The organism is Exiguobacterium sp. BMC-KP, assembly GCF_001275385.1.
In the GTDB taxonomy this organism is placed as follows: Bacteria; Bacillota; Bacilli; order Exiguobacteriales; family Exiguobacteriaceae; genus Exiguobacterium_A.
Map to the genome: position 1 here is coordinate 197,465 of NZ_LGIW01000011.1, position 25,607 is coordinate 223,071.

The following is a 25,607-nucleotide window of genomic DNA, read 5'->3' on the forward strand; positions in this document are numbered from 1 at the left end:
ACACCATCACTCCTTTCCGTCCTGGGTCGGTTTTGTATTCGGGTTGTGTAGCTGGAACAACACATTGATTTTCTGCTCGAGCGTCAGTTCGACCATCGGGTTGCTGCGTCGAAGCAGTTTCGTCAATTGATGCTTCCGTTCCCGCAACATTGCCTCATCCGGGGCATAAAAAAAGAGGAGATAATCGCGATTGGTGCGATGCTCCTCGAGGTAGATCAATTCTTGCTTCTTCTTTTGCAAAAACGGATGATAGGCGGCTTTTTGATTTTGCCGAAGCTGTCGTTCGATCCGCTGTTTCTGTTTCTCCAAATTAAGCGGTGTATTGAGCGGAATCACCTTCAACGGATGAATATATGCCTGCAACAGATAGGCGAGGGAGAAGATATCATGGTCCTTCTCTGTCTCGGACAACCCGTAGATATCCTTTGAAGTCAGCTGCATGATGTCGCAGAATGTCCCGTCCTGCATCTCGAACCCATCGAGCGCCGTGGCATCAATGATTGGTAGCAGAGAGACGACAGAAGGCGGGATCCGGACGCGTTTTTCCTTCCGTGTTGGAGGTGTCGTCAGTTGCATCTCATCGAGCCAAGTAATGTCTGTCGTCGGAATTGTTTTAGATCGTTTCTCTTCCGATAAACTCATGCCATCACGCTCCTTTCGATCCGTCCTTACCGTCTGTCAATGCGATGTACGTGTCTTTCTTCTTCATCAGCGCGTAATAGAGCACGTGAATCATCCGTTTCTCTGGATTCGTCGTTGGGCGGATGACGAGGAAGAGTCCGAACGCGACCAGGAAGAATGTGAATGGAAGATGTAAGGCGTCCGGGATGAACGGCAGGGCAATCAACCGGACGATGATCAAAGCGACGAGAAACAGTAAATCATAGAGATAGAGCATCTTATTGATCTTCAGCTCGGTCGTGACTTCGTTCGGAATCCGGTACTGGCGCTGTTGCATGGTCTCACTCCTTTTTCGGGTCTAGACGCGGGACATCGGTCGAGTACATCCGGGACGATTCTGACGTCACACGTGTCTGCGTTTGTTCGATGTGCTTGAGTTCTTTTTGTGTCGTCGTCTCCAGTGTCTGATAAATCGACTTTCGTTGCCGCTGTGTTCCGGATGATGTCTCTTGCGACTCAGTGATAGAAGGTGAAGAATTGCTCGCGCCTGAAGAGGGTAGAGTACGTGCTGTCTCTTTAGGTGTCGTGTTAGATGTTGATCCTGAGTGAATAGAAGATGGATTAGGTGCACGTGTTCCAATAGGTTGTTCCGACGGTGAAATAGGTTGCGATGCGACAGCTGTTTCAGAGGTATTGAACGCATCAGGTAAAATAGTTGGTTGTTCCTTCATCGATCCATCGGGCATCTTCGGTTGTGAAACAGGTGTTTGCGATGATGACGGAGTAGTCGCAGGTGATTGTGGTGAGACGGAGTTCGAACGGCGTGGCATGGACTCTTTTGATGTTGTTACAGTCGGACTCTCCGAATTCGTGTCGTGCGTCGATAGATCAGTGGATTCAATGCGCTGGTTCTCTTGTCTTGTTGGTCGTGAAGTGCGCTCTTGTGCTTGCCAACGAACTGGCACACTATCGGACGAACGATCCGGACGACCCGTCGGTGTACCACCACCTGATGGCGGATTCGGTGGTAACTTTGTACTAGCAGCTTCTGAGGCGGATGGAGTAGTAGGGCGTGATGTCCTCTTCATCGTCTGTCCAGCGATGCGAGCCCCGACTTTTGCCGTACCTTTCCCGACAGCATACGCACCAAGTGCGACACCCCACCCACGTTTCAGACCTGCATCCATGCCGAAGAGGCGTTCGACCATGTTCGGTCCATCAATCAAGGCAGCGGAGAAAGCAATCAACGCGATCAAATAGGCAAGACCGTCGAGTGTATCAGCAAGATAAGCCGTCCCAATCGTGTAGAGCTTAATCGAGACGAAAATCAAGATAATGACGAGGAATGTATTCAGGATGCTTTGAATGACTTTCTTCGTCTTTTGTCCGCTATGCAGGTCGGCGGGGGCGACTAAAATCGCTAAAACATAATTAAAAGCCAACTCGAACGAAAGGCGAGCCAGCTTGTAGGCAATCGAGAAAAGGGTGAAGCCCATCACACCAAGGGTGACAAGAATCGTCAGCCAGTTCGGATGGTAGCGATAGTAGTACTGGTTGTTCCATTCAACGCCGCTCTGGTCTAACTCGGTTTCGGTCATTTCTTTCCCATTCCAAGCAAGTTTGTTCTGAGAAATATCTTCACCTTCTTTACTCAATCGATACTCATCGCTATCAAATACATCATTGATGTCTATATTCTTGATTTGGCTTGCTGGAACAGAGTTTGGAATTTTAATTTTTGTATCTTTGAAAGCAGTTTTATCGTATTCGACTAAATCATGTACATTTTTTTGGAGCACTGACTGTGATAGAGTATGATCCCGATTTTCATATACTCCATCTTGATTGATGTTTGTAATGGCTTTGTCTGTGAACTCACTTGTCTTTATCATTGTCGGAGATAACAACCCTAAAACTAACAAAGTGATAAACAGATTGATGAGAAATCCTTCTCGATCAAATTTTTTCTGGAAAATCATCAAGTAACCGGTAAATAAAAAGCTCCCAGCTAAAATGACATATAAAAAAGGTTGAATCGTCTGAACGAATTCAACCACTTGAGGATTATTAAAGAATGATTTTATGAGGAGGATATCATTTGTAATTTGTTCAAGACCATCGATGATGAAGGAGAGACCTCTAACGAGAAGCCAACCAATAGAACGAAGCGCATCTCTCACTAAATCACTGATGCTCAATAAGTCTTGAAATTCCTCCAGTTTGGGTGCTAGATCTCCATTAGCCATGATGGTCCTCCCTTCTCTGTCTGCGTTTAATTAATAAAAGAGGTTACTTCATCTTCGATTGCCTTTTCATCTAACGCAGTAAGGTCGAGAGAACGAACTAATTTACCATTCTCTAGTTTGTACAGACGACCACCCTTTAATTCTCCATGTTCATCTGTAGCACGATTTTCTAAATCTTTTCCATTAGGTTGAAAAGGATTAAACAAGTTTATTTGTACATCTTCTTTCTCAGCGATGTCCTTCACTTTATCTACATAAGGCTCAAATTCTGCTTTACTGTCGCTATCAACAAGTAAGAAATTGCTTTGATCACTATCTTTTAGTTGATCAATTTCTTTTACAGAGACTTGTTTAAGAGACTTTGCTTCACTATTTTCACTACAACCGACCAAAAGTAACGCAGAGAAAATCAATAGTACGAAGAGTACTCGTTTCGCTTGCATGAATTTACCCCCTTTTTTCAGTTGGCGATACCTGTTTTGGAGTAATCTAGTCATTACAGATTGTTAAATTCAAAGTATTCGACATTATGGTTATTCAACTGATAGAGTCTTGATTCTTTCTTAATAAAATTTAAAGTATCTTTTATATACAAATGTCTCATATATAAATTAAAATTTATTGATTTTCTTTAAACTCATTTTTTAATTCATTTAGCTTCAGTTTTATCATGTTTAAATCTTTTTCAGGAAATTCGCCGTCCGGACACTCCTCGAAATATAAAATATATTCGTAAAGATCAATGTCATTAGGATCCAATGCTATAGCTCTCATTGCATGATACAAGCCTATTTCATAAGCTCCTTCTATGTGACATAGAGGAAATGCCATTAGAATTGAGGAAACATAATGAAAGTTACTTGTTTCTTTACGTTGTAGAAGATAGGACATGAAAGCGTAAACTACCATACTTTCTGTATTACTAGCAATATCCAATATAATTTCCTCTAGTTCTTCTACTGTGAGTCCGAGAATAAGTGTTTCCGCTTTCTCAAATTCTGTGCTAAGAATTAATTTTTGTAGTTTTTCTCTTGGTTCTACTGTCATCCTTCAACCACCTATATCACTATGTTATTTAAGGTTGTAATCCTTAACTTCACCTTTATCCTAAAACTTAATTTTTAACTAATTAATTTTATTCTTTTGATGTTAGATCGCAATTACTAACATGAACACGGAAATCGAATGTGTCTATAAGTGTAACAGTTTTTCGGTCGCCTGAGTCTGGGTCTTCTTCCTCAAATACGACGAGGAATCCGTCCCGGGTCTGGATGTTCAAGACTTCACCACGACGGAGACGCTTCTTATTCTCCTTGATGATGGTCGCAATGACGCGGAGTTCGCGCTGGACGCGTTCCGTGCGTGTCAGTTCTGTCATATGATGCCCTCCTTAGACGCCATGCCGAAGTTTCTCGAGTCGTTTGCTGATGATCGTCTTCAAGAAATGGCGCTGGTTGTCGGTCACAGGAATTGTCTTATCTAAAATGCCTTGTTTGAACAGATCAATCGGTAACGTATCGTATTCGGTCGTCTCGAAGATCGAGCGTAGGATTTTCGGTTGCAGGACATCGCAGACGCGCCATTCTGTTGCGTCAAGTGTCTCCTCCTCCGTCTCAACCGTTTTCGATGCAACTGAGGCGCCGAGATGAAACGGGACACGAAGCGTATTCAGGTCGAGGTGGGCATGTGCACAGGGAATGACGAGATCGTTGATGGAACGGTCCGTATTAAAGTCATCCGCCAAGTAATCATAGCGGTATTTCATCGCCGTCCGTCCTGTCAAAAAGAGAGGATAGGATTGGATTCGTTTCTGTTGCTTGTCTTGCCGCTTAATGACGCGGATAATCAGCATCTCGCCTTCCTTCAGTCCCATCACTTCGGTTGCCGTCAGCAAGCGGCGACCATCGACACTTTCCGTCTTCGACTTTGAGAGCGAGAATGTTTGTCCGGAACGTGATTTCGTAACGATTGTTTGCTCTCCGAGTTTCTTCGAGATCAATTCTGCCGTCGACTCATCTGCTGTCAGTAGGTAGTGCGTGTTTCCGCAGTTCCCGTCGATCGTCTTCCAATCTTCTCCGTAAAGGTTCTCGAGCTGTGCGTAGGACTGGATAACGAGGTTGAAGCGGATGTTCCGACCGAGACAGACGGTGATGATGTTCGCCATCCCTTCAATCGCCGGCATGTTCCCGAATTCGTCGAGCAGGAAGATAACTTGGCGTTCACAACGTCCGCTCGTCGCTTGCGAGGCGACGCGAGCGAGGGAGGTATAGACTTGTTTGACGTACAGTGAGGCGATGACATTCAGTGTTGGATCATAGTCCGGAACGATCAGAAACACGGCGACAGGGCGCGGATGCTGACGAATCTCTCGGATGTCGATTGGTGCATCCGTCGTCCAGTCGAAGACACCGTTCGTCTCGTCTCTGCAACCTGAGAGTGACACGGTGTACTGCTGTCCTTCACTTTCTACGGTGATCTCGGTATCCACCTCAAGGTTTTCTTCGTGATGGAGTACAAAACTCCCATCGTCGTCCGTCGTCAAAGCAAGTTGTTTCCCACCTGGGAAGGAGAACGTCAACCGTGACAAGGGAAGGGCACGTCCGCGAATCCAATGGTTAAAACCAATCAGTTTCATATCAAGTGAGTTTTGTGCCGTTAAACGTGCTGTCGCATCAAGCGTGAAAATCCCGAGCTTAGCATTCGTATTGGCGAGGATACTCGCGCGTGTCTGACCACCGGAGAAGTGAAGCGTCGCGTATTGCATACGTGCCGGATGATTCTCCGGAAAGGCTGCGAAGAAGACATCGAGTGCCGATTGTTCCTGTCCCATTCCATCGATGACCGAGCGTGAGCCGAGATCGGACAACATCAAAGCGACGTTATACATCGTGATCTTCTCCGGTTCATGTTTCGCTTGTTCGCATAACCCGAGAATCAGAGCGGTGCAGAGGTCCGTCGAGGAGTTGCTCCAGAATGGATCTTTTGCTTTCGGGTCATGATAGAGCATGTAGGCGACCGAGCGGGCATACTGTTGGGCGAGAGAGTAGTTCTCGTCCAAATAGGCGTTGATTGTCAGCTGTAACAGGTTATAAGACATCGATTGCGATGGATTCATCAGGTTCAGGACCTCGACCTGATAGCCGCGTGCTTCGAGTGTCTCTTTGGAAGAGGCGAATAGTTCACCCTTCGGATCATTGATGATCAGGCTAGCCTGACGTTCGGCACGACTGTAGAGGTCGATTGTCGAGAAGACGAACGTCTCGCCTTTCCCGGAACGGGTCGTCCCGATGACGAGATTATTGACGGCACTATCATCAATGTAGAGACGATCGCGGTAACGGCCGACCGGGACACCACCAGATCCACTATAAGTCTTCTTACGGTCCGGAACATCGCGATACTGCTGTTTCAGCTCTTGGAACGTCGTGAAGCGGGCACTGCCCTTTTGAGCTGCCTTGAGATCGCGGAAGTTGAGCCAATACTTCAATAAGAGAAAACCTCCGAGTAGAAAGCAGACACCGAACAAAGCGAGAGCGAAGGAGGTCGACCAAGCAAGCGTAGTCCACCAATTCGATTCGTACTGAAGCGGGGAGCCGGTCGTCATTTTCCCGTCCTGGAAGAGATTTTGAAATGTCGCTTGTAGGAATTGAGATGCCACATTGAGTATTAGGAACAAGAGAATAGGTAAAGCAATCAAGAAGATAAAACAGCGCCAAAACCAGGTAGATGAAAGAATAGATTGTGATGACTGTGATTTATTCATTATTTCAATCACCATACTTTCATTAAATAATCTTATTGATTTGTCTTAGCTTCGCTTCGAGCGACTCATTTAGCTTCTTTAACTCTTTTTTATCTTTCTTCTCCGATAACTGTCGCTTTTGACCCTCGAGCGCTTGAATTTCATCATCGAGCTGGATGAGTCTTGCCACTTGCTCCTTCAATTTCTCGTCTTGAACCGTCTTGATGCTCTCTTGTGCCTTCTTCACATCTCTCAATACGATGTAGGCCCGTGTTTTAGCTTCCTGACGGGCAGTCGTCATCTCGACATCCGGAAGTGAGACGGCACGCTTATAGTCTTTCTGCAAGATAGCAAGATCGAACGTTCCTTCGTCCGTCGGATAAACGGCTTGGAAGGCTTGTAACATCTCTTGACGGTTCGTCGCGAATTGCTTCGACTGCATGATGATCGTCTCAACGTCGATCGGATCGTTCGTCACAGCAACCGCTTGGTCGTAGTCCTGTTCTTCGACATACTGTGTAATCAGGAATTGCTGTTGTTCATCGTTCAGCGACTTTCGTTTTTCGAGTCGTTCGACGAGTAGATCCGTCTCTCCCGTCAACGCTGCTTCATAAAGTGGTTGCCAATCTGATGTTTCCGCTTGGACGCCGCTTGGTGGATCCGGCTGAACGAGTTGGACAACGGACAACGCACCAAGGAGCAAGAGGCTGACACCACTTACGCCGTAGACGAGACGACGTTGACCGCGACGTAAGCGGGAGACGTGTGTCGCATTCGGCTGTTGCTGAACCACTGACATCGTCATCGCCTTGTAGGATTCCGGCGTCAAACGTTCTAGGTTCTCGAGTAATAGGATCTTCTTCGTCGCATCCTCCTTTCGGATCCGAATACGCGGGATCCGGTCTTTCAGTTGTAAATAAAGATTCGGATAGGTCGGATCACCAAACTGGAAAATTCCTTTGTAGACGAGTTGGTTAGCATCATCAAAAATCCGGAACTCACTCGAGAAGCGTTCGTTCGCTTGCTGGGCTTCCTGATGAACTTGTGTCGATAATAAAAGCGCCTCCTCGTATGGTAGACGCTCATAATTCGGAAAGGTATCTTTCGGTATATCCGTGAAACGGATGAAGAGCATAGATTCTCCTCCTTTGAAGCGAGACATCGTAACGAAGACAATAAAAAAAAGCCATCCAATTTGGAATGACGGTCTGTTTGGTCACTTATTCAATTAGAATTTGATATTATCGTTGACCATCTCAGCCAGCGTGAAAGCACCCATGACGATGATCAGGCCGACGGCACCACCGACGAGCCAACCGACTGCTTTCGAGCGTCCACGATCCCCCCCGAAAATGAAGTAGAAGCCACCAACTGCGAAGGCGATGGCTGCGGCGATGACGGCGAGTCCTTGAAAGAACTGGAGCAAGCTGAGTCCTGTCTCATTTAAGCCCATCTGTTTTCCTCCTCTCAATCCCGTGACGTAACTACAGGCGATGTGAAGTTCAGTTTTGAATCGAGCGCTTCTAAGATTAGTTCCTGGTTCTCTTGGATGACGAGCTGATGTTGGGCGTCGAGCCACTCCTCATAGTCTTTCCCTTGAATCCGGAGCAACTTCTCGGCAAAGGTCTTGTTTTGCTTCTGTTCACGTGTCGGCATAACGTACACTCCTTCCTTGAGGTCGATGCGCAGCAGCACATCCTTAAGGACAGTCGGAGTCGATCAGGGCGGTGGGTTTGGAGCACGTTCCCCCACGAACTCTGACATCCGATATTGGACGTCTGTTTAGGGTTTCTCGATGACCCTCAACGAATGCGTGACCTGTGGGCGAGTTTTAGGCGACTCTCGCCAAACCATTTCTGCGTATATCCCGCTCACCCGGTCACTCGTGAGGGACACGCCAATATGTGTTTGGAAGGACTGTCCTTAGCGATATGCTGCTACGGTCATTAATTCCTCTTATCATTGCTTCATGTTATTTCATAAGTAAATACGTAATCATAGATGGTTTACTGATGAACGAGTTTACGGCGTGAGACATGAATTAATTCGTCATCCGGATGCTTCCGTTTTGCGATGACTTGATTCTCTCCGACGACTGTCCGAATACGGTAATAGATCTGCGAGATTTCTTGTGTCTCCTTACTCTCTCGTTCGATCGCAATACGACCATGTAGCTGGTATGTCTTGCCGTCGAACGTGCGCACAGAATCCGCTAGCGGGAGGTCTGCCAAATCGAAGCGTTCTTGCTTCAGGTTCGACCAATTCCGTTTCTTCTCCGTCCTTAAGTCGAATTCATCCCAAGGGATGGATCCTAGCGTCTGCTCACAGGCTGTCGCAAGAATTTGAACATCGAGGATAGAAGGAATCGAACGATTCCTCTCATAGGCGCTGATTGCCGCCTGCGAGATTTCTCCGTACGTTTTCTCTGCTAACTCTACCTGACTCCATCCATGTTCCAGACGCTCTCGTCGTAACCACTCTCCGAATCGGTACATGTACATGCTCCTTTCCTTTGAGAACTACTTTATGACAATGTCTTCCTGATGATAGTTAGAATATAGCAGATTATTCTGTTAATTCAACTTATATTTTAATATGTCAACTTTATTACATATGTCGAATAATGACGATACTAGTTGCATCAAGTCTAATTTTATAAAATTAGACTTGATGCGGTGAATATGTATTCAAATTGTAAAATATTTAAATAAGTAAAATGATTATTATAACTCAAAATTTAGCTAAGTCATTTCAGGAAAATTGATTGCGAAAATCGTATCAAATTAAGTAACCACTTTTATGTTATTTCGCATTTATTGCTAACTCTCATAGAAAAGAGATAATATGGTTTTAAATCCATATTATTAAAACGAATAAAAATTAATTGTATTTTTTAACTTTTTCATTTTATTTTTCCTTCATATTAAATTGTGAAAGTAGTGATTATTTTGTCTAAATTTAAAAGTTATGAGAAAAAATTAGGATCAAATCGATTGAGTATTACTACTAATGATAAAGAGATATTTATAAGTCCAGAAGAAATTTCAGATAGCTGGAAAGATAACTATATAGAAAAAGTATCTAGAGAGAAAGAAGAAATTGGATTAAGAGTACCTCAATTTGGTGCATTATCTGCTATTCGAGCTCATTGGACTACTTCATCCACTCCAGCCACTATTGTTTTACCTACTGGTACTGGCAAATCTGAAACTATTTTTTCTACAATAGTCTCTGAAAGAATTACTTCATCTCTTATTGTTGTTCCCTCAAATTATTTAAGAGAACAGCTTTACGAGGGTGCTAAAAAATTTGGGATTTTACCTGAATTAGAAATGATATCAAAAAAAGCATTACTCCCCACAACTTTAATGTATAAATCAAAACCTAAAAAAGAAGATGAAGATTTGTTACTTGAATATATTTTAATGTCTAATATCATTGTTACGACTCCTAGAATGCTAAGTTCTATGTCGCCAAAAATAATGAAACAATTAGTTCAAAAAGTAGATGTAGTGTTCTTTGATGAAGCTCATCATTTAGCAGCTAAAGAGTGGTCATTAGTCAGAGAGATGTTTACAGAAAATAAAATACTGCAGTTTACAGCTACTCCATTTAGAAATGATGGAAAAAAGATCGATGGAAAAATCATTTTTAATTACGATCTTTCACTAGCTCAAAATGCCGGATATTTTATGCCTATCGACTTTTATCCTATTAAAGAATTCGACGAGCAAAAATCTGATTTAGAAATTGCAAAAATTTCAATTAAACTTTTGGAAAAAGATATAGATGAAGGGTTCAATCATATTTTATTAGCTAGAGCAAACACTCAAAAGAGAGCGGATGAACTGTTTAAAGAGATTTATTCGACGTTTACTCATCTTAATCCGGTTGTAATCCATTCAAATATTCCTGCAGCTGAACGAAAAGAAAAGATGCAATCTATCAAGAACGGTAAATCTAAAATCGTGGTATGCGTTGACATGTTTGGAGAAGGGATAGATATCCCGACGTTAAAAATTGCAGCTATTCATGACAAATACAAATCTTTACCTATAACTCTACAGTTCATTGGTAGATTCGCTAGATCTGGAAAAAAGAAGCTAGGAAACGCTAAATTAGTAACTAATATTGCAATAGACGATTTGAAAGAATCCGTTGAAGAACTCTATCACCAAAACTCTGATTGGAATCAACTTTTAAATATTCATTCAAGCAATGCTATTTCTAAAGAAATTGAAACAGATGAATTTTACAGTAGTTTTAAAAAAGGTCATGTGAAAGATATTGATTTGTCACAAATAAAACTTAAAATAAGTACTCGCATTTTTAGAAATTTTTCTGCAGAAATTGATATAAATCGTTGGGAAGATGTATTAGATAAAACTAGAACAACAAACTTGATAAATGAACAAGATAATGTTTTTATTTTCATCGAAGAAATTGAATCTAGAGTACATTGGTCAGATCAAAAAAATATCTTTCAATATGGTTATGATTTCTTTGTTGTTTTTTATGATAAAGAGAAAAAATTGATTCATATACATGAAACCGATGTCAGTAAAGGAAACAAACTCATCGAAAAAATCTTTAAAGAAACATCTGCTATTAAAGGGGATGTAATTTATCGAAGTTTAAGCGATATCAATCGTTTAATGATTGGAACACTAGGTTTAAAGCAACAACCAAGCGGACGAATAAGTTTTAGAATGTTTACTGGATCTGATATTAAATCTGGAATTAATGAATCAATATCTGCAGGTTCAATTAAATCAAATTTGTTTGGCTATGGATATCAGAATGGAAATAGAATCAGCATTGGTTGTTCTTATAAAGGAAAAGTATGGATGAGATGGGTTGAAAGCATTGGTTTTTGGAAGGAATGGTGCAAATTAATTGGCTCAAAAATATTAGATGATAGTATTAGTACCACTGAAATTTTTGAAAATTCGTTAGTCTCAGAACCAATTAATAAATTTCCTGAGGGTACGCCATATAAAATTTTATTACCTGAATCCATCGAAACATCCAATTCACTGAGTAAGCAATTTTATATTGAAAAAGAAAATAAACATTATCCATTTTTTAATGCTGAATTAAAAAATCCAAAAATTATAAAAGAAAAACTTCATTTTGAACTATGGATAAATGAACGCAAATATGTTTTTGCACAAAGTATCGAAAAAAACTCATTTTCTTTCTCACAAATCGAAGGTGATGAATTATTTATACTTATTAGTCGAACTAAGAAGATAAGCGCAACAGAATATTTGTTTAATAATGCTCCTGAAATATCATTTATTCAAAATAATGGTTTAGTCGTTGTTGTACAAGAAAATTTAAGCATTACTGTCAATCCTAAAAAAAATATTGAATTAAATCCAAATAAATTAATACCAATCAATTGGATTCAACTTGGTGTCGATATTAAATCTGAATCTCAAGGCATTAACAAAAAAACTGACTCTATTCAGTATGCTACGATTCATAACATTGTAGATCAATCATCAGATGTTATCTTTGATGATGATGGTTCTGGAGAAATCGCAGATGTTGTCTCGATCCAAATTAATCAAAAGATGAAAGATATAACATTTAATTTATACCACTGCAAATATTCAGATGGAGTTAAACCCGGTGCTAGAGTTAAAGACTTATATGAAGTATGTGGTCAAGCAGAAAAATCGATTATTTGGAACGATAACATCATTGAACTGATTGATCGTATGATTTATCGTGAAAATGCTAGAAGAAAGAGTCATTTAAGTTCTAGATTCGAAAAAGGGGACTTAAATATATTGAATACCTTAAAAAAAATGATTCGATCAGGCTATGTAACTCGATTAAATATTTCAATCGTTCAGCCCGGAGTTTCCAGAAGTAAATTAACTGATTCAATGAAACAAGTCATTATTTCAACAGATTCACACTTAATCGATACCTATGGAATTCAATTTAATTGTTACTTTAGTAATTAATCGACTTTTCCGAGTAGAATAGACAATGAAATTAATTGAAAACAACCTTAATGATTGTGTCGATGTCATGTATACCTTCGCTAGAATTAAGGGCTTTTGTGTAGCAGGAATTTTTAAGATAGGAATGATCGTAATGTATTAATCGATGTTTATCTATTATTTATAAATACAAGAGATTTCACAATTGAGATTATTTTAATTCAGATTTATAAAAATATCTTGGGTGATAATGCACATGGTGATTTATATTACGGAAAGTACTCAAAGTAAACGGGGTGTAGTTTAATTCATTCTATGTATTACCAGACAAATTCAATGGATATTCACATCACTATAATGGCATGGAAAAACGGATACGATTGAGAATTCAAAGCGGCTGCTAGAAAAAGACTATGCAAGTGAACTTTAGTTAATTTCCTTCAAAGGAAACGGTATTTTCCATTAATATATTATAAAATAAGGAGAATTATTATGGAACAAGAACAAACTACTAAGAAAATTTTTGGTTCAGATTTTCATTGGTCAGATCCAGAAAGAGTTGCATCAATGAGTTATTTATGTGGATTCTGTAATGATAAAGTATCGAGTGATAAAGGGTATAAAATTAATAATTTTTCTGACGGAAGTGGTAATACATTTCACTACAAAGGGATTTATATATGCCCTTCATGCAAAGGTCCTACTTTTTTTGATTTTAATGAGAGACAATTCCCCGGTAAAATGATTGGTCATTTTGTAGAAGAGCTTCCTCCACAAATCGCATCTCTTTATACTGAAGCACGAAATTCTTTTTCTGGAGGTGCTTACACAGGCACTGTTTTACTTGCTAGAAAGATGTTGATGAATATAGCAGTACACTTCGGTGCTGAAGAGAATAAAAATTTTATTTTTTACGTTAATTATTTATCAGATGAAGGCTATATAAATAAATCGAATAAAGGTTGGATCGACTATATTCGATTACAGGGAAACGAGGCAACTCATAAAATAGAATTAAAAAGCGAAAAAGAAGCAGAGAATATATTAAAGTTTATAGAAATGCTATTGAAAACTAATTATGAATATCCTTCATACGTTATATCATCTGAAGAAAATTAAGCTATCTATTATTTTAAAGAAGTCTAAATTTTATATAATTTAAAAATAAAGGAGAAATAATTAATGTACGATATTGATCAACTATACGAGAAAGTAGAATATGAAAGGTGGATTTTGGACAAAATTAGTAATTTATTTTCTCAACAAATTGATGATGGTCCACAATTAGTAAAGTTCAATACTATTGATGAAGGGACATTTAATCATTTCCTTAGAGTTAGTGATTCATTATTAACTCATTACAAAATTGATACTTATATAGAATTGAGCCCATTATTATTTGTAAATTCTTTTAAAACCATAGATATGATCGTTGAATGGATATTGGAAAGTAATAATGTCGTCATTAACTCTCAATCGACTTATTTATATAAAATTAAAGAATTCAAAAAAATTTTAAATAAAAAAAATTCTGCTTTACCTCTTGAGGTACAAAATAAATCAGTTTATTTAATCCTAATTACACTTTATGAAAATTTGAGGATATACAGAAATAAAGTTATTCATGCTTCGTGGGGAAAAAATGTACAAGGAAATCTTAACTTTGAAAAAACGAAAGGGTGTTTGAAGAATCAAATTTTGCAATTCAATACAATTATTAATCTTGCTAAATTATTAACCACTTTACTTTCAATTTTTGTAGAAAAAGAAAACAAAGGATTCATGATCAATAATTTAAAGTATTTATCAGACAAAGTTTTTGAATTACACAAAATCCAAAAATTTCATATTACTACTCCTCCTGTTTATTATAAAGTTGAGTGTACTTTAAATAGTAAAGATGATGTTATAGATTTAGTTAAAATATTTGACCATTTGAGCGTAAGTACGCTTAATCGTCCATTTTCATTTTCATTAATTCTTTTATATAAAGATCAAGAAAAATTTTTTTCCTCGGATACAATTAACAAATTAATTAATGAAAAAGTCGAGTTCTTAACATTAAACTGACCCTTATTTAATGCTAAAGTACTCGATGCTTTCCGACCTACACCCTCATTAACTGGTATAGATCATGTTGTAATATAGAATTACTTTAGGGGTGATTAAGGAATATCAATATCATCGCCGCTTCTAATGTTAACGGTACTTTAACTCCCCCTCGAAGCCTTCCCTGAACCTAGAAAATAGTAGTTTAAAGGCTTGAAGGTAGATATGTTACCTGATTTATAAATTCAGCTAAAGAAGAGAACATAATTTCTTTATGCTAAGGTGCAGTATAAATTATATATCTCATTAAAACAGTCTAATCATCTCCAGTTGAAGTTATCGTTTCGTAAGCACTAAAACTAGACAAATGGTCTACTGATTTGATTCTGACTACATGTGTTTATCCTATAAAACCTTTAGCTCCTATTACTTCATCATGCAAATAAGCATATCCATGCAACCTCAAATATTTTTCATAATTGATAGTTGATTTGTAAAGAAGTAAATACAGTTTGATCGGACTCAAACCAATCATCTCTCGCTCAAAGTTGACTTGTATCAATAGAACAAAATGATACCTTTCTTACTGTTGCTCCGCTGGCTTAACCTCGACTGGTTGCGTCAAGAAGGCAACGCAACACCACCAATAAGACGGGCAAGGCGAGCGGGGCGTAGCGATGTTTCATAGCAGCATGACTTCCTTCTCCAAATCATAAAAAAAGACTTCGTCTCTCTTTGTCTGATGCACGTCATAGCCTTACGTGTTAAGGCGAGGGAGCTTAATCTTTCTTGAGAGAGGGCAACTGAAAAGAAGATACTTGCTATATATCGGCACTCAATGTCCTTCCTCATGATAACCCCTCCCCGCTCGATGTGACTTCGTAACTACAGTACCCTTGCAGAGACATTTACGTGTTAAAATCCGCACATCCTCATAGCACGATTTAACAGATTCATCAAACTTTAAAGAGTCATAATATTTCTCTCCATCATTCGTCTCACTAACATAAGAATACTTCTCTTTATGAGACGATAAATCGTTCGACCTCTTGGAGATAACCTGGAGAGAAACATCCAATTGACTGATGACTGATTCTCATGAATTCTCCCCCCGCTAAATTCACCCCAAAAGATATTATGTCAACTATATTATCCATTTAAAATCACTTGTGATAATTACCTGTTATCACAAGTAGTTATTTGTTATACTGAATATGGATAAATGATGTAATACAATTATTAATTAATTGATTACACTTTAAATACGTATGTATATCAGTCATAATTGAATGTAATACGTAAATAATCGGTGTTTTACTTAGCAGATGAATAAAAAAGGTATCAAAAGAGGAAGCGTTGAACAGATAGACGGGAGAATGGACCATGAACGAAGAGGAATTGAATGAAATTGTAATTAGAGAAGAAGCAGCACTGGCATTTGCCGATAGCCGGGAGAAATTGCTCGCGGTACTGGAGAATGATCATTTGAACATGGAAGCACTGAGCGATCTCGAAATCTTCGAACTATTCTGGGCGACAGAGTTATTTCCGATTTATAGTCAAAAAAGCCCGCATACGAAGCGGGCGTACAAACAAGATCTCGATTATATTTTACGATTTTTTGTGACCAAAACGCAGGGCGTTAAACAACTGACGATCCTCAACTTACACGAGTACTTAAAAGATGTCCATGATCAGTACGCGCCACGGACCGTCAAGCGGCGCAATACCATGTTGCGGCGTTTCCTGCGCTTTCTACACGTTAATGATTATCACTCGCGTGATCTGTCAGTACAGGTGAAGGACCAGATGAAGCCGGAGCCGCTCCGCCGCGAGATCGACTTCGACGAGATGGAGGCGATTGCACTTGCCTTTCGCCACACGGTAAAGCAAAAAAAGAACCGCGAGCTGTTGCAGCTGCGGAATGAGACGATGGGCTATTTGTTGTTGACGACAGGAATGCGGGCTAGTGAATTACTAGCACTGCAGTTCAGCCAGGTTCAAGAGCATTCTTCTAGTAACTATATTGAATTTAAAGGAAAGCGTGAAAAGTGGCGACGCATTCCGTTATCCCAAAAATCAATCCATCTTATCGATCGATTAAAGCAATTAATGCAAATTGAAGGGTTAACGAATCCTTATATTTGTTTCAATATTAGGACTAATAATAATTCTATTTCTTATGAAGCATTGAGACTTATCGCTCAAGCTGCTTCCGCACAATTAACATTACAAAAAAATTCACCCCATTGGTTTCGCCGCTCTTTTATTACAAAGCTATTAGCGAATGGTATTCCTTTATATGAAGTCATGAATCTTTCGGGGCATGAGTCAATAACGACTACGAATACGTATCTTCAACAATTAAAAAAATCTAATTTAAATGTGCTACCTTATGATTAAGGGACTTTTTATATAAAACGTCAAATCTCCTTAATAATTAGACATTGATTAATATACGAGAAAATATAACATTTATCGGTCATTCTACTAAGTTTACTTGTATATTAGATTTTTATATAAAACGACCGTTTTATATAAAAAAGCAATGAAAATTCTTAGGAGAATTTCATTGCTTTCATATTATGGACTTAGAGAAGACAAGTCGCTATCTTTCCGTTCATCATCCATTAATTTTCAGTTGGGTTTGTAAAAAGTGTTCAGTTGACATCACATCCGCATACATGCCATGTAAAGCGCCGACGAACGAATAGTGAACCTGTTCAGCTGAAACGACCTTGCCATCATATGATAGATCTTTAGTCGCGCAAGCATCCTCAATCAATGTTGTTTCATAGCCTAAATCAACTGCCGCACGAACAGTCGCATCAATACACATATGTGTCATCATACCGACCACGACTAACTTAGTGATTTGCTTCTTCGCTAACTGCTCTCCTAATTCTGTTTGAAGGAAACTATTCGCGAACTGCTTGATAACGAGCGTTTCATTTTCTAACGGTTGGACGAGCTCGTGGATTTCAACGCCTTCCGTATCTGGAAGAAAGAATCCCATGTCCGGACTACTGGCTACATGTTGAACGTGGAAAATGTTTTCCTTATTATTTTTTCTAAACCAATCCAGGATTTTAGCGGCATTCTTTGCTGCTCGATCGGGATTAACAAGCTCCATTTTTCCATTTGCAAAGTAATCTTTTTGAATATCTACAATAATTAAAGCTGTATCCATATCTTCACCTCATTTATAATTTTCCTTACACATTAATCATAAAGAGAGACTCAATATTAATCGATAAGCTGATGAATCGTTTCTGCTTCATATCATTTCACCATGAAAGGAATTTAACATGGAACTCAATAATATCGACTATCAAATCCTTCAGATTCTATCAGAAAATTCAAGGATTCAATGGAAGGACATTGGAAAACAAATTCATATGACGGGTCAGGCGGTTGGCAACCGGATTAAAAAGCTGGAGGATCAAGGTATTATTCAATCCTATTCTTTGATCATTGATGAACTTAAGTTAGGCTTTTCTTACACAGCTTTCGTCATCATTTATATGAAAACATCTAATCATGGACAGTTCATTCGTTTTTTGAACGGATGTCCAGAAGTGGTGGAAGCGCATCGTGTATCCGGTGAGGGTTGCTATCACTTAAAAATAAAAGTTACTTCGCAAGAACAATTGAATGTATTGTTAAATTCCATTCTTGAGCATGGCAATTACACGCTTTACCTCTCGATAAATGAAATTAAGCGACGTTTCTCCCCGCTTGATCATGTCTAATGTGCTTCGTTCTGCGCCATATAAAAAACTCGAGTCGAATTGACTCCTCAAAAAGAATGACATGAAAGATATCAAAAAGGCTAAGGTTCTTAGATACTAAAGAACCTTAGCCTTTTTTTGTCTTATTTCTTTTCGCTGACACAATAACCCATTTAGTCAGGAGTCCGTTAACTGTTCTGATTCAATTCGCCCCACCTGCACATTTCTTGGATGATTGGCCAAAGTGTTCGGCCTCTCTCTGTCAGACTGTACTCCACCTTTGGAGGAATTTGTGGGTACTCTTGACGATGAATCAATCCATCTCGCTCCATCTCTTTTAAAGCAGAGCTTAATGTACGATACGTGATGGTACCAATCATACGTTGTAGTTCGTTGTAACGAACTGGCTCGTTATTTGACAGGTAATAGATAATCAACAATTTCCATTTCCCGTTGATGAGAGAAAGCGTATACCCGAAAAATGTTTCTTGATTATCAGCTACATTCCCTTTTGAAGTTTTCATAGTAACACTATCCTTTCTGATAGTATATGCAAAAAAAGTGCATACTTGTCTGATTTCTTATACTGACCATATACTAAATTTCATAGCGAGTAAACAGGATCAAGCTTTTTTCTATCCGACAACACGAAGGGGGATCAAACGACTCATAGGATAGATATTACCTACTCAATAAAAAATCAGCTATTAACAAAGGAGTGCTTTAACAATGACGAAATTAAAAAAAGCTGCAATTCTAACCACACTCACATTGAGCGGTGTATTAGCAGCTTGCGGACCTTCACAAACTGAAAAAACTAATCCATCACAACCGAAAAAACAGGACGTGGTGGTCCAACAAATTCGAAATGCGACCGTGACAGTAGAGTACAAAGGACAAAAATTCTTGGTAGATCCCATGTTTTCTAAAAAGGGCGAATTTGATTCGTTCGGTCCCGCTACAAGGGATGATCGGAATCCAATAGTCGACCTTCCATTCTCTGTCGATAAGATTATGGATGACGTAGACGCTGTCATCGTTACCCACACGCATGAGGATCACTTTGATCAGGCAGCAAAAGAACAACTTCCAAAAGACATCAAAATGTTCATGCAAGATAAAAAAGATGCAGATATGGCACGAAAAGCAGGCTTTACAAATATCGAAGTCATGAAAGAAGGCAAAGCGACGACCTTTAAAGGCGTCAAACTGACGGAAGTAGATGGTCGTCATGGCTACGGAGAGATGGCAAAGAAAATGGGAAATGTCATGGGCGTTATCTTTCAGCATCCAAAAGAAAAAACTTTATATGTAGCAGGTGATACCGTTTGGTATTCGGAAGTGAAAAAAAATATCGATACGTATAAACCAGAGATTTTTATTTTGAACGGAGGACAGAATCAATTCCTAGAAGGTGGTCCATTGATCATGGGAAAAGAAGATGTCTATAAGGTGTACAAAGCCGCTCCAAAAGCCAAAATCCTAGTCAGTCATATGGAAGCCGTAAACCACTGGGGACTCTCGAGAAAAGAATTGAAGACATTCATTAAAGGTAAAGACATCACATCCAATGTCCTTGTTCCGGATGATGGGGAAACAACTTCATTTTGATTTTATGACCGTATAACACAGTTTTCAATACTATCTTGAATAACAGAAAGGATTCATCCTGCATATCAAACAACTAGAACGATGAATCATAGAGGTGAAATCATGAAAAAATTCGATCTATCCGTTTTATCGATTGCTCCGTTAAGACAAGGAGAAACAATGAAAAAAGGAATAGATACTGTAGTTGCACTGGCTAAAGCTGTTGATACGATGGGATACAAACGTATTTGGATTGCAGAACATCACAATCATGATGCCTATGCCAGTGCTGCAACTGTATCGATCGTACAGCATTTGTTAGCGAATACAAAACGTATTCGTGTAGGTTCCGGTGGCGTCATGTTACCGAACCATTCTCCTTTAGTCGTCGCAGAGCAATTCGGAACACTGGAAACACTATTTCCTGAACGTGTCGATTTAGCATTGGGACGTGCTCCAGGAACTGATCAACAAACGGCAGATGTGATTCGACGTTCTAATCATAAAGGAGTCTTTTTCTTTGAGAAAGAAGTTCAAGAGATTTTACGGTATGTAGGAACAGAAGAGGAACAAGGCGATGTCCGGGCATACCCTGGGCTTGGTACACATGTGCCAGTCTTCATTCTAGGATCGTCTACTGGATCCGCTGAAATTGCAGCCCGACTAGGATTGCCTTATGCTTTCGGTGCACAATTTTCTCCAGAAACGATGGAAGAAGCGCTTAACATCTATCGTCAAAGTTTCAGACCTTCGAAACATCTAAAAGAGCCTTATGTATTGGCTGCCATCAATATCATTGCTGCTGATTCAATGGAAGAAGCCTCTTTGATTGCCTCCAGCCACTTGCAGGTGTATATCGATATTTATACCAATAATCTCAGCCAACTCATCCCACCAAAGAAGGATTTCCTTGAATCCTTATCTCAGTATGAGCTAGAAATCCTGCATTATAAGTTAGGGTATACGATCATGGGAGATGCAGAGACGGTTCGTCGAGAAGTTATCGAGTTTCAAGAGAAGTATGAGGTAGACGAAATCATTGCCTTATCAAACATCTATGACAGTAAAAAAGAAATACAATCATACAACATCTTTAAACAAGTAAGCGATTCCTTAAACAACGAAATAAAATAATACTGAAAAGAAGTCAGCGAAAACTAAGTTGAGCAGAGATTGTCCATTCGTAAACGTTGTAAAAAACTGATGGTTCTTTTAACAAATCTAAAGAACAAAAATAGTTGGAATAAAGGAGAAGACTGTATCGATTATTTATGATATTTCTGAATAAAATCCTTTATCATTCCTTTTATGTTGGAGGAGTAAACGACTAGAGAAACTTTCGAAATCATCAAAAAAACAATATAATAACTGACGCTTTTTTTTGCCCGCAATGGATCCAACCATTGCGGGCTTCTTTTCTTCCTTGGATTTGTATACACCCATCCTCTATTCCCTTGGGTTTTACTAAGAGAAAAACGAATTCGTTTTTCGTCCATAATATCGAAAGAAGATTTTTCTGATTTATCTTCTGATGAAAAATAAATATTGATACTCTCATAAATTTAGCTACTAATAAATCTGAGGTCTTTTTGACTATATCTTGCTTAAGCTTGGTTGAAGTTGATAAAAAATACATACATGGGATACACATCCTAAACTTCAATATAGAGCAAGAAAAAATGTGATATTTGAACTTGGATTTTTTTATGGAAAATTAGGTCGGTCAAATGTATGTTGCTTATTAAAACAGTCCGTTGAAAAATCAAGTGATCTTGATGGAATTGCATATATTCCTTTTACAGAGTCTATTGATGAAATAGAGTATGACACCCTTAAAGAACTAAGAGAATCTAATCTAAAAGTAAAAATTTGAACTGAATGTATGGCACAACATTTTTTAATCATTGCGTAAAAGAGTAGGAGCTTGACCTCTTATTTTAGAGATCACACTCCTGTTCTTATAATCTATACTTGCAAACATCATTTATCTTCAATAAGGTTTATCGTCTTATATTTATCGACCGTTTAATATGAACTGAAGAAAATTCATAGAATAAAAGAAGAAATGAGGCTTGATACTCCGTACTTTATCACAAGATGCTAGTTAGTATGGGTTACTCTACTTTCGTTACACCTAGATGTTCTCGAAGTGTATTTCCTGTATAGGTGTCTTTAAACAATCCTCTTTTTTGTAATTCAGGAATGATCATGTCTACAAAATCTTCTAAACTTGACGGTAGTGACGGCGGCATCAAGTTGAAGCCATCTGCTACTCCCTCGTTAAACCAAAATTCCAACTGATCCACAATTTCTTCCGGAGTACCAATCAATGTCAGGTGTCCTCCTCCTGCTGCTAAATAGCCTAATAGTTCTTTGAGCGTCGGATTTGTATCATCGATAATCTCTAGAATCGTTCGGTAGCGTCCGATGGGTCCGGAAAATTCCTCGATCGATGGTAAGGTCGGAATCTTTGCTTCGAGATCCCATGTGGAGCAATCTTGCTGCAAAAAGAAACTCAATTGTTTCAAAGCATTTTCAACCGGTAATTTTTCATCTAGTTCGGCTTTTTTGGCTAGTGCCTCTTCTCTTGTTTTACCAACATACGTTACTAAGCCTGGGTATATCTTAATCTTTCGATCTGGTGATTCAGTTTGTGTAATTTTCTTATGGAGTTTTTCACGAAAAGCATGGGCTTGTCTAAAATTCCATGACACAGAATATACGGCATCCGCATGTTTGGCTGCAAGGGCAATCCCTTCTTCAGAAGCCCCCGCTTGCATCGCTACTGGCTTTCCTTGGGGACTACGCGGCGTAGACAAAGGACCTTTTACGCTGAAATAGGCTTCAGAATGATCGATAACTTGTATACGTTCAGGATCAATCAATTGGTTATCTGATCGATTCGCAAGAAAAGCCGCTTGATCCCAAGATAAAAATAGCTTCTCCATCAATGCTGCGAATTCGTTCGCCTTATTATACCGTTCCTCCCTCGGTGGAAGTGCATCCATCCCGTGGTTTAACGCTTCCCAATCCGTCATCGAGGTCACTAAGTTCCAGCCTACCCTCCCCTTCGTCACGTGATCTAGGCTTAGAAGTTGCCTTGCTGCTGTATACGGATTGGAGAACGTGCTCGATATCGTAGAAACTAATCCGATATGATCCGTCACTTGAGAAATAGCCGTTAGATTAATTAAAGGATCCAACCAAAAGGCAGGTAAATCAGTTGCATTATTAGCCGGAAAGGATTGATTGTCCGCAAAAAATACTGCATCCAAACGTCCAGCTTCCGCTATTTGAGCCAAACGCTGATAATAGCGACTCTCTCCGATCTCTTTAATCGCGGAATCAGGTATTAACCATGCGGCTTGGTGATGACCACATCCATATAACAAAACACCAATATTTAACTGATTTCTATTCGTCATCTTCTGTTCACGAATCCCTTCTCTTACAAGCTAAGAATCTTTTAAAACGATCGCTTCAATTCATTGTTAACCCACCATCGACCGTTACGTTTTGACCGGTAATCCCAGATGCTGCTTCTGATGCCAAAAAGGCAACCAGTTGAGCCACTTCTTCTGGGCTCGTCACTTTTTTCAACGGGGTCGATTGGGCAATTAAGTCAAATACTTCAGGGGTTGTCACAGCACTCGCATCTGTGACTTTCAATAACCCACCGGAGACGACATTCACGTTTATGCCATATTGACCTAACTCCGCGGCTAGGTTTCGAGTAAAGCCAATCAGACCTGCTTTTGCTGTTGTGTATTCATGATAAGGAACGACTGGGTTTTGATAGAGGTTTGTTCCAATGCTGATGATACTACCGCTATGTCGTTCTATAAATTGTGGCAAAACACTTTGAATGATGTGAAACGCTGCTTTAAGTGTTCCATCCAGTTGATTTTGATAATCTTCCCACTCTAAATCGATAAACGATTTTTGCGCAACCGGATCAAATTTGAAGTCTACTAATGCATTATTCACGACAACATCGATTTGACCATAATGTGCTGTTGCGAATTGCATCATGCTCTCGACATCTTCCCGCTTCGTGACATCTGCATACAAGGCAATTGCATTCTCTACTCCCAGTTCGCTCACAAGTTGTTCTGCCGCATCCTTGCTTTTAAAGTAATTGATCACCACTTTAAATCCGTTGTGCACTAACACCCTTGCAATCGTCGCCCCAAGTCCTCGACTACTTCCTGTCACTAATACTGTTCTGCTCATTCTTGTCCACTCCCTCATCCATTTTTGCAACTTAAATAGCGAAGTTAGTAAACAAAAAACGCAACTCTCCAAAAGGAAAGTTGCGCACGTCTAAATAATCACATAGCAAAGAACGATATCATCGTCTCCGCTTGTTCATCAGAGTTTACACTTCCCTACGCTAGTACGACCTAGTTCAGGTTCAAAGGGTTTGAGTAGCTACTCATCTCAGTTTAATAACACCCCTAGTGATTCTATTTAAGTTATCTTCACTGTAGTGGTCTTGAAAACCCCTGTCAATGATTCTGACAGATAAATTCATTTCTAGTATTCTAAGAAGCGAGTAAACGAAGTGAATCATGAGTCCATCACGATTACTCCGATACAGTGACATCCTGTACCAAACGATTCTTTTTAGCATTTTTATCTTTGATGATTCCTTGATACGAAATCGATTCATTTTTCGTATCGACTACCGTGACTTGGAAATCCGAATCATTGATATTAGCGATATGGTATAGCTTTCCCTGCGCAATCATCGTATAGGAGCCATTGAAGCGGTAAGCATGCTGCCCTTCCACTTTATGTCGCTTGACTTGATTCGTCTTAAAGTCATAGGTGCTCCATTTGATACTTTTACTTTTTTCTGAATCAAACGTGCCGTAAGCGATCAGTGATTGGCTATTTTCAGCAGCATTAAAGTTCCCTTCCGCTGCATACGCATCAAGTGCTTTGATTCGTTTGATGCCTTTGCCGTTATCTAGATAATAAGCGCTATCTTTTTCTACCCCTTCCGCATCATATGCGATTTCACGATAGACAATTCCATAGTCGTTCACTGCCACATAATGACGCTCTTGATTAGTCTTGAGTTGCTTGGATTGAAGCGTCTCCACTTTTCCTTTTGCAAGGTTGAGTAATAACACCGTCGATTTTTCCTTTGCTCCATGATCATCCCGTTGGACGTATACGTTCATGCCGTCTTGATGGAAGACACGGATGTCAGCCATTTCACGATCCGGTACCGTTAAACGATGAGAAAGCGTCTTTTTAAATTGTTTCTGTGTACTTCTGTCATAAGAATGATAGTTCAACTGAGATGCCTTTACTTCAATTCCGTATGTCCGCGAGCCCATTTCACTAGTAAATACGTCTTCCTTAGAAAGAAAGCGATAGAAATCAGCAGGGAAGTCTGCAGCGTAGCTATTGAACAACCCTGTGATATAGTTCTGCGACTCACTATGGATTTGACCGTCCAATTGGATATTGTATTGAGTAGGCTTGATGTCTCCATTTTCAATCTCGATGTTTACTTTTTTAAGAGCTTCTGCATTTTCTTTTCGTATACTCTCGACTTCATAATCCGATCCTTTAATGCTTACGGCGTAACCAAAATAACTGAGTAAGGTGACGCCAGCAATGCTTCCTACGATGATCATTTCCTTATATCGTCTCATGA

24 protein-coding genes and 1 riboswitch are annotated in these 25,607 nt (G+C 39.4%); of the genes, 8 read left to right on the plus strand and 16 right to left on the minus strand.

All coding sequences use genetic code 11. The features are described 5' to 3' along the window. Positions 1–6 precede the first annotated feature (6 nt). From ADM98_RS01400 to ADM98_RS17075, 11 genes are all read right to left on the minus strand, one after another. Positions 7–642, minus strand: a complete 636-nt coding sequence (locus ADM98_RS01400; RefSeq protein WP_053451919.1) for a hypothetical protein — start codon at positions 640–642, stop codon at positions 7–9. 4 nt (positions 643–646) lie between these two features. Next, positions 647–958 (minus strand): DUF5592 family protein, encoded by a 312-nt coding sequence (locus ADM98_RS01405; protein WP_029343412.1) that lies wholly within the window; start codon positions 956–958, stop codon positions 647–649. A 4-nt stretch (positions 959–962) separates the two neighbouring features. Then, a complete protein-coding gene (locus ADM98_RS01410) occupies positions 963–2,867 on the minus strand; it encodes a pLS20_p028 family conjugation system transmembrane protein (protein ID WP_053451920.1) in 1,905 nt (634 codons plus the stop codon). 26 nt (positions 2,868–2,893) lie between these two features. After that, entirely contained in the window at positions 2,894–3,310 is a 417-nt protein-coding gene (locus ADM98_RS01415) for a hypothetical protein (protein WP_053451921.1), read from the minus strand. 175 nt (positions 3,311–3,485) lie between these two features. After that, on the minus strand, positions 3,486–3,914 hold the full coding sequence (locus ADM98_RS01420; protein ID WP_053451922.1) for a hypothetical protein: 429 nt from the start codon (positions 3,912–3,914) through the stop codon (positions 3,486–3,488). 88 nt (positions 3,915–4,002) lie between these two features. Then, positions 4,003–4,245 carry a hypothetical protein gene (locus ADM98_RS01425; RefSeq protein ID WP_053451923.1) on the minus strand — a complete coding sequence of 81 codons (243 nt, stop codon included), beginning with the start codon at positions 4,243–4,245 and terminating at the stop codon, positions 4,003–4,005. Between the two features lie 12 nt (positions 4,246–4,257). Continuing rightward, a complete protein-coding gene (locus ADM98_RS01430) occupies positions 4,258–6,471 on the minus strand; it encodes a VirD4-like conjugal transfer protein, CD1115 family (RefSeq protein WP_053451924.1) in 2,214 nt (737 codons plus the stop codon). Between the two features lie 181 nt (positions 6,472–6,652). Beyond that, entirely contained in the window at positions 6,653–7,744 is a 1,092-nt protein-coding gene (locus ADM98_RS01435) for a hypothetical protein (protein ID WP_053451925.1), read from the minus strand. A gap of 93 nt (positions 7,745–7,837) precedes the next feature. After that, on the minus strand, positions 7,838–8,062 hold the full coding sequence (locus ADM98_RS01440; RefSeq protein ID WP_050678812.1) for a hypothetical protein: 225 nt from the start codon (positions 8,060–8,062) through the stop codon (positions 7,838–7,840). A gap of 14 nt (positions 8,063–8,076) precedes the next feature. Further along, positions 8,077–8,265 (minus strand): hypothetical protein, encoded by a 189-nt coding sequence (locus tag ADM98_RS01445; protein WP_053451926.1) that lies wholly within the window; start codon positions 8,263–8,265, stop codon positions 8,077–8,079. A gap of 350 nt (positions 8,266–8,615) precedes the next feature. Further along, positions 8,616–9,104: a helix-turn-helix domain-containing protein gene (locus tag ADM98_RS17075; RefSeq protein ID WP_158583708.1), complete on the minus strand. Its 489-nt coding sequence runs from the start codon at positions 9,102–9,104 to the stop codon at positions 8,616–8,618. A 453-nt stretch (positions 9,105–9,557) separates the two neighbouring features. On the opposite strand from ADM98_RS17075, the gene ADM98_RS01455 reads away from it, so the two are divergent. The 4 genes from ADM98_RS01455 to ADM98_RS01470 all read left to right on the plus strand — a co-directional run bounded on the left by ADM98_RS01455 (position 9,558) and on the right by ADM98_RS01470 (position 17,018). Continuing rightward, positions 9,558–12,587 carry a DEAD/DEAH box helicase gene (locus ADM98_RS01455; protein WP_053451927.1) on the plus strand — a complete coding sequence of 1,010 codons (3,030 nt, stop codon included), beginning with the start codon at positions 9,558–9,560 and terminating at the stop codon, positions 12,585–12,587. A 471-nt stretch (positions 12,588–13,058) separates the two neighbouring features. Next, positions 13,059–13,685 (plus strand): DUF4145 domain-containing protein, encoded by a 627-nt coding sequence (locus ADM98_RS01460; protein ID WP_053451928.1) that lies wholly within the window; start codon positions 13,059–13,061, stop codon positions 13,683–13,685. Between the two features lie 63 nt (positions 13,686–13,748). Next, positions 13,749–14,636: a hypothetical protein gene (locus tag ADM98_RS01465; RefSeq protein WP_053451929.1), complete on the plus strand. Its 888-nt coding sequence runs from the start codon at positions 13,749–13,751 to the stop codon at positions 14,634–14,636. A 1,362-nt stretch (positions 14,637–15,998) separates the two neighbouring features. Further along, on the plus strand, positions 15,999–17,018 hold the full coding sequence (locus tag ADM98_RS01470) for a tyrosine-type recombinase/integrase (RefSeq protein ID WP_053451930.1): 1,020 nt from the start codon (positions 15,999–16,001) through the stop codon (positions 17,016–17,018). Between the two features lie 220 nt (positions 17,019–17,238). On the opposite strand, the gene ADM98_RS01475 is transcribed toward ADM98_RS01470, so the two are convergent. After that, a complete protein-coding gene (locus ADM98_RS01475; protein WP_053451931.1) occupies positions 17,239–17,805 on the minus strand; it encodes a cysteine hydrolase family protein in 567 nt (188 codons plus the stop codon). 118 nt (positions 17,806–17,923) lie between these two features. Between ADM98_RS01475 and ADM98_RS01480 the strand changes: the two genes are divergently transcribed. Beyond that, positions 17,924–18,367, plus strand: a complete 444-nt coding sequence (locus ADM98_RS01480) for an Lrp/AsnC family transcriptional regulator (protein ID WP_053451932.1) — start codon at positions 17,924–17,926, stop codon at positions 18,365–18,367. A gap of 167 nt (positions 18,368–18,534) precedes the next feature. Here the strand turns inward: ADM98_RS01480 and ADM98_RS01485 are convergent, their stop codons facing one another. Continuing rightward, positions 18,535–18,870: a winged helix-turn-helix transcriptional regulator gene (locus tag ADM98_RS01485; protein WP_053451933.1), complete on the minus strand. Its 336-nt coding sequence runs from the start codon at positions 18,868–18,870 to the stop codon at positions 18,535–18,537. 322 nt (positions 18,871–19,192) lie between these two features. Between ADM98_RS01485 and ADM98_RS01490 the strand changes: the two genes are divergently transcribed. From ADM98_RS01490 to ADM98_RS17080, 3 genes are all read left to right on the plus strand, one after another. Continuing rightward, positions 19,193–19,957, plus strand: a complete 765-nt coding sequence (locus ADM98_RS01490; RefSeq protein WP_053451957.1) for an MBL fold metallo-hydrolase — start codon at positions 19,193–19,195, stop codon at positions 19,955–19,957. Positions 19,958–20,059: 102 nt separating this feature from the next. Next, positions 20,060–21,070, plus strand: a complete 1,011-nt coding sequence (locus ADM98_RS01495; RefSeq protein WP_053451934.1) for an LLM class flavin-dependent oxidoreductase — start codon at positions 20,060–20,062, stop codon at positions 21,068–21,070. A 547-nt stretch (positions 21,071–21,617) separates the two neighbouring features. Beyond that, complete coding sequence (locus ADM98_RS17080; RefSeq protein WP_235504809.1) at positions 21,618–21,809, plus strand: TIR domain-containing protein; 192 nt, start codon at positions 21,618–21,620, stop codon at positions 21,807–21,809. A 241-nt stretch (positions 21,810–22,050) separates the two neighbouring features. Here the strand turns inward: ADM98_RS17080 and ADM98_RS01505 are convergent, their stop codons facing one another. The 3 genes from ADM98_RS01505 to ADM98_RS01515 all read right to left on the minus strand — a co-directional run bounded on the left by ADM98_RS01505 (position 22,051) and on the right by ADM98_RS01515 (position 25,605). After that, positions 22,051–23,361: an LLM class flavin-dependent oxidoreductase gene (locus ADM98_RS01505; RefSeq protein WP_053451936.1), complete on the minus strand. Its 1,311-nt coding sequence runs from the start codon at positions 23,359–23,361 to the stop codon at positions 22,051–22,053. 55 nt (positions 23,362–23,416) lie between these two features. Then, positions 23,417–24,169 (minus strand): 3-oxoacyl-ACP reductase, encoded by a 753-nt coding sequence (locus tag ADM98_RS01510; protein WP_053451937.1) that lies wholly within the window; start codon positions 24,167–24,169, stop codon positions 23,417–23,419. Between the two features lie 135 nt (positions 24,170–24,304). After that, positions 24,305–24,405, minus strand: a riboswitch (TPP riboswitch). Positions 24,406–24,522: 117 nt separating this feature from the next. After that, complete coding sequence (locus ADM98_RS01515; RefSeq protein ID WP_053451938.1) at positions 24,523–25,605, minus strand: hypothetical protein; 1,083 nt, start codon at positions 25,603–25,605, stop codon at positions 24,523–24,525. Between the last annotated feature and the right edge of the window lie 2 nt (positions 25,606–25,607).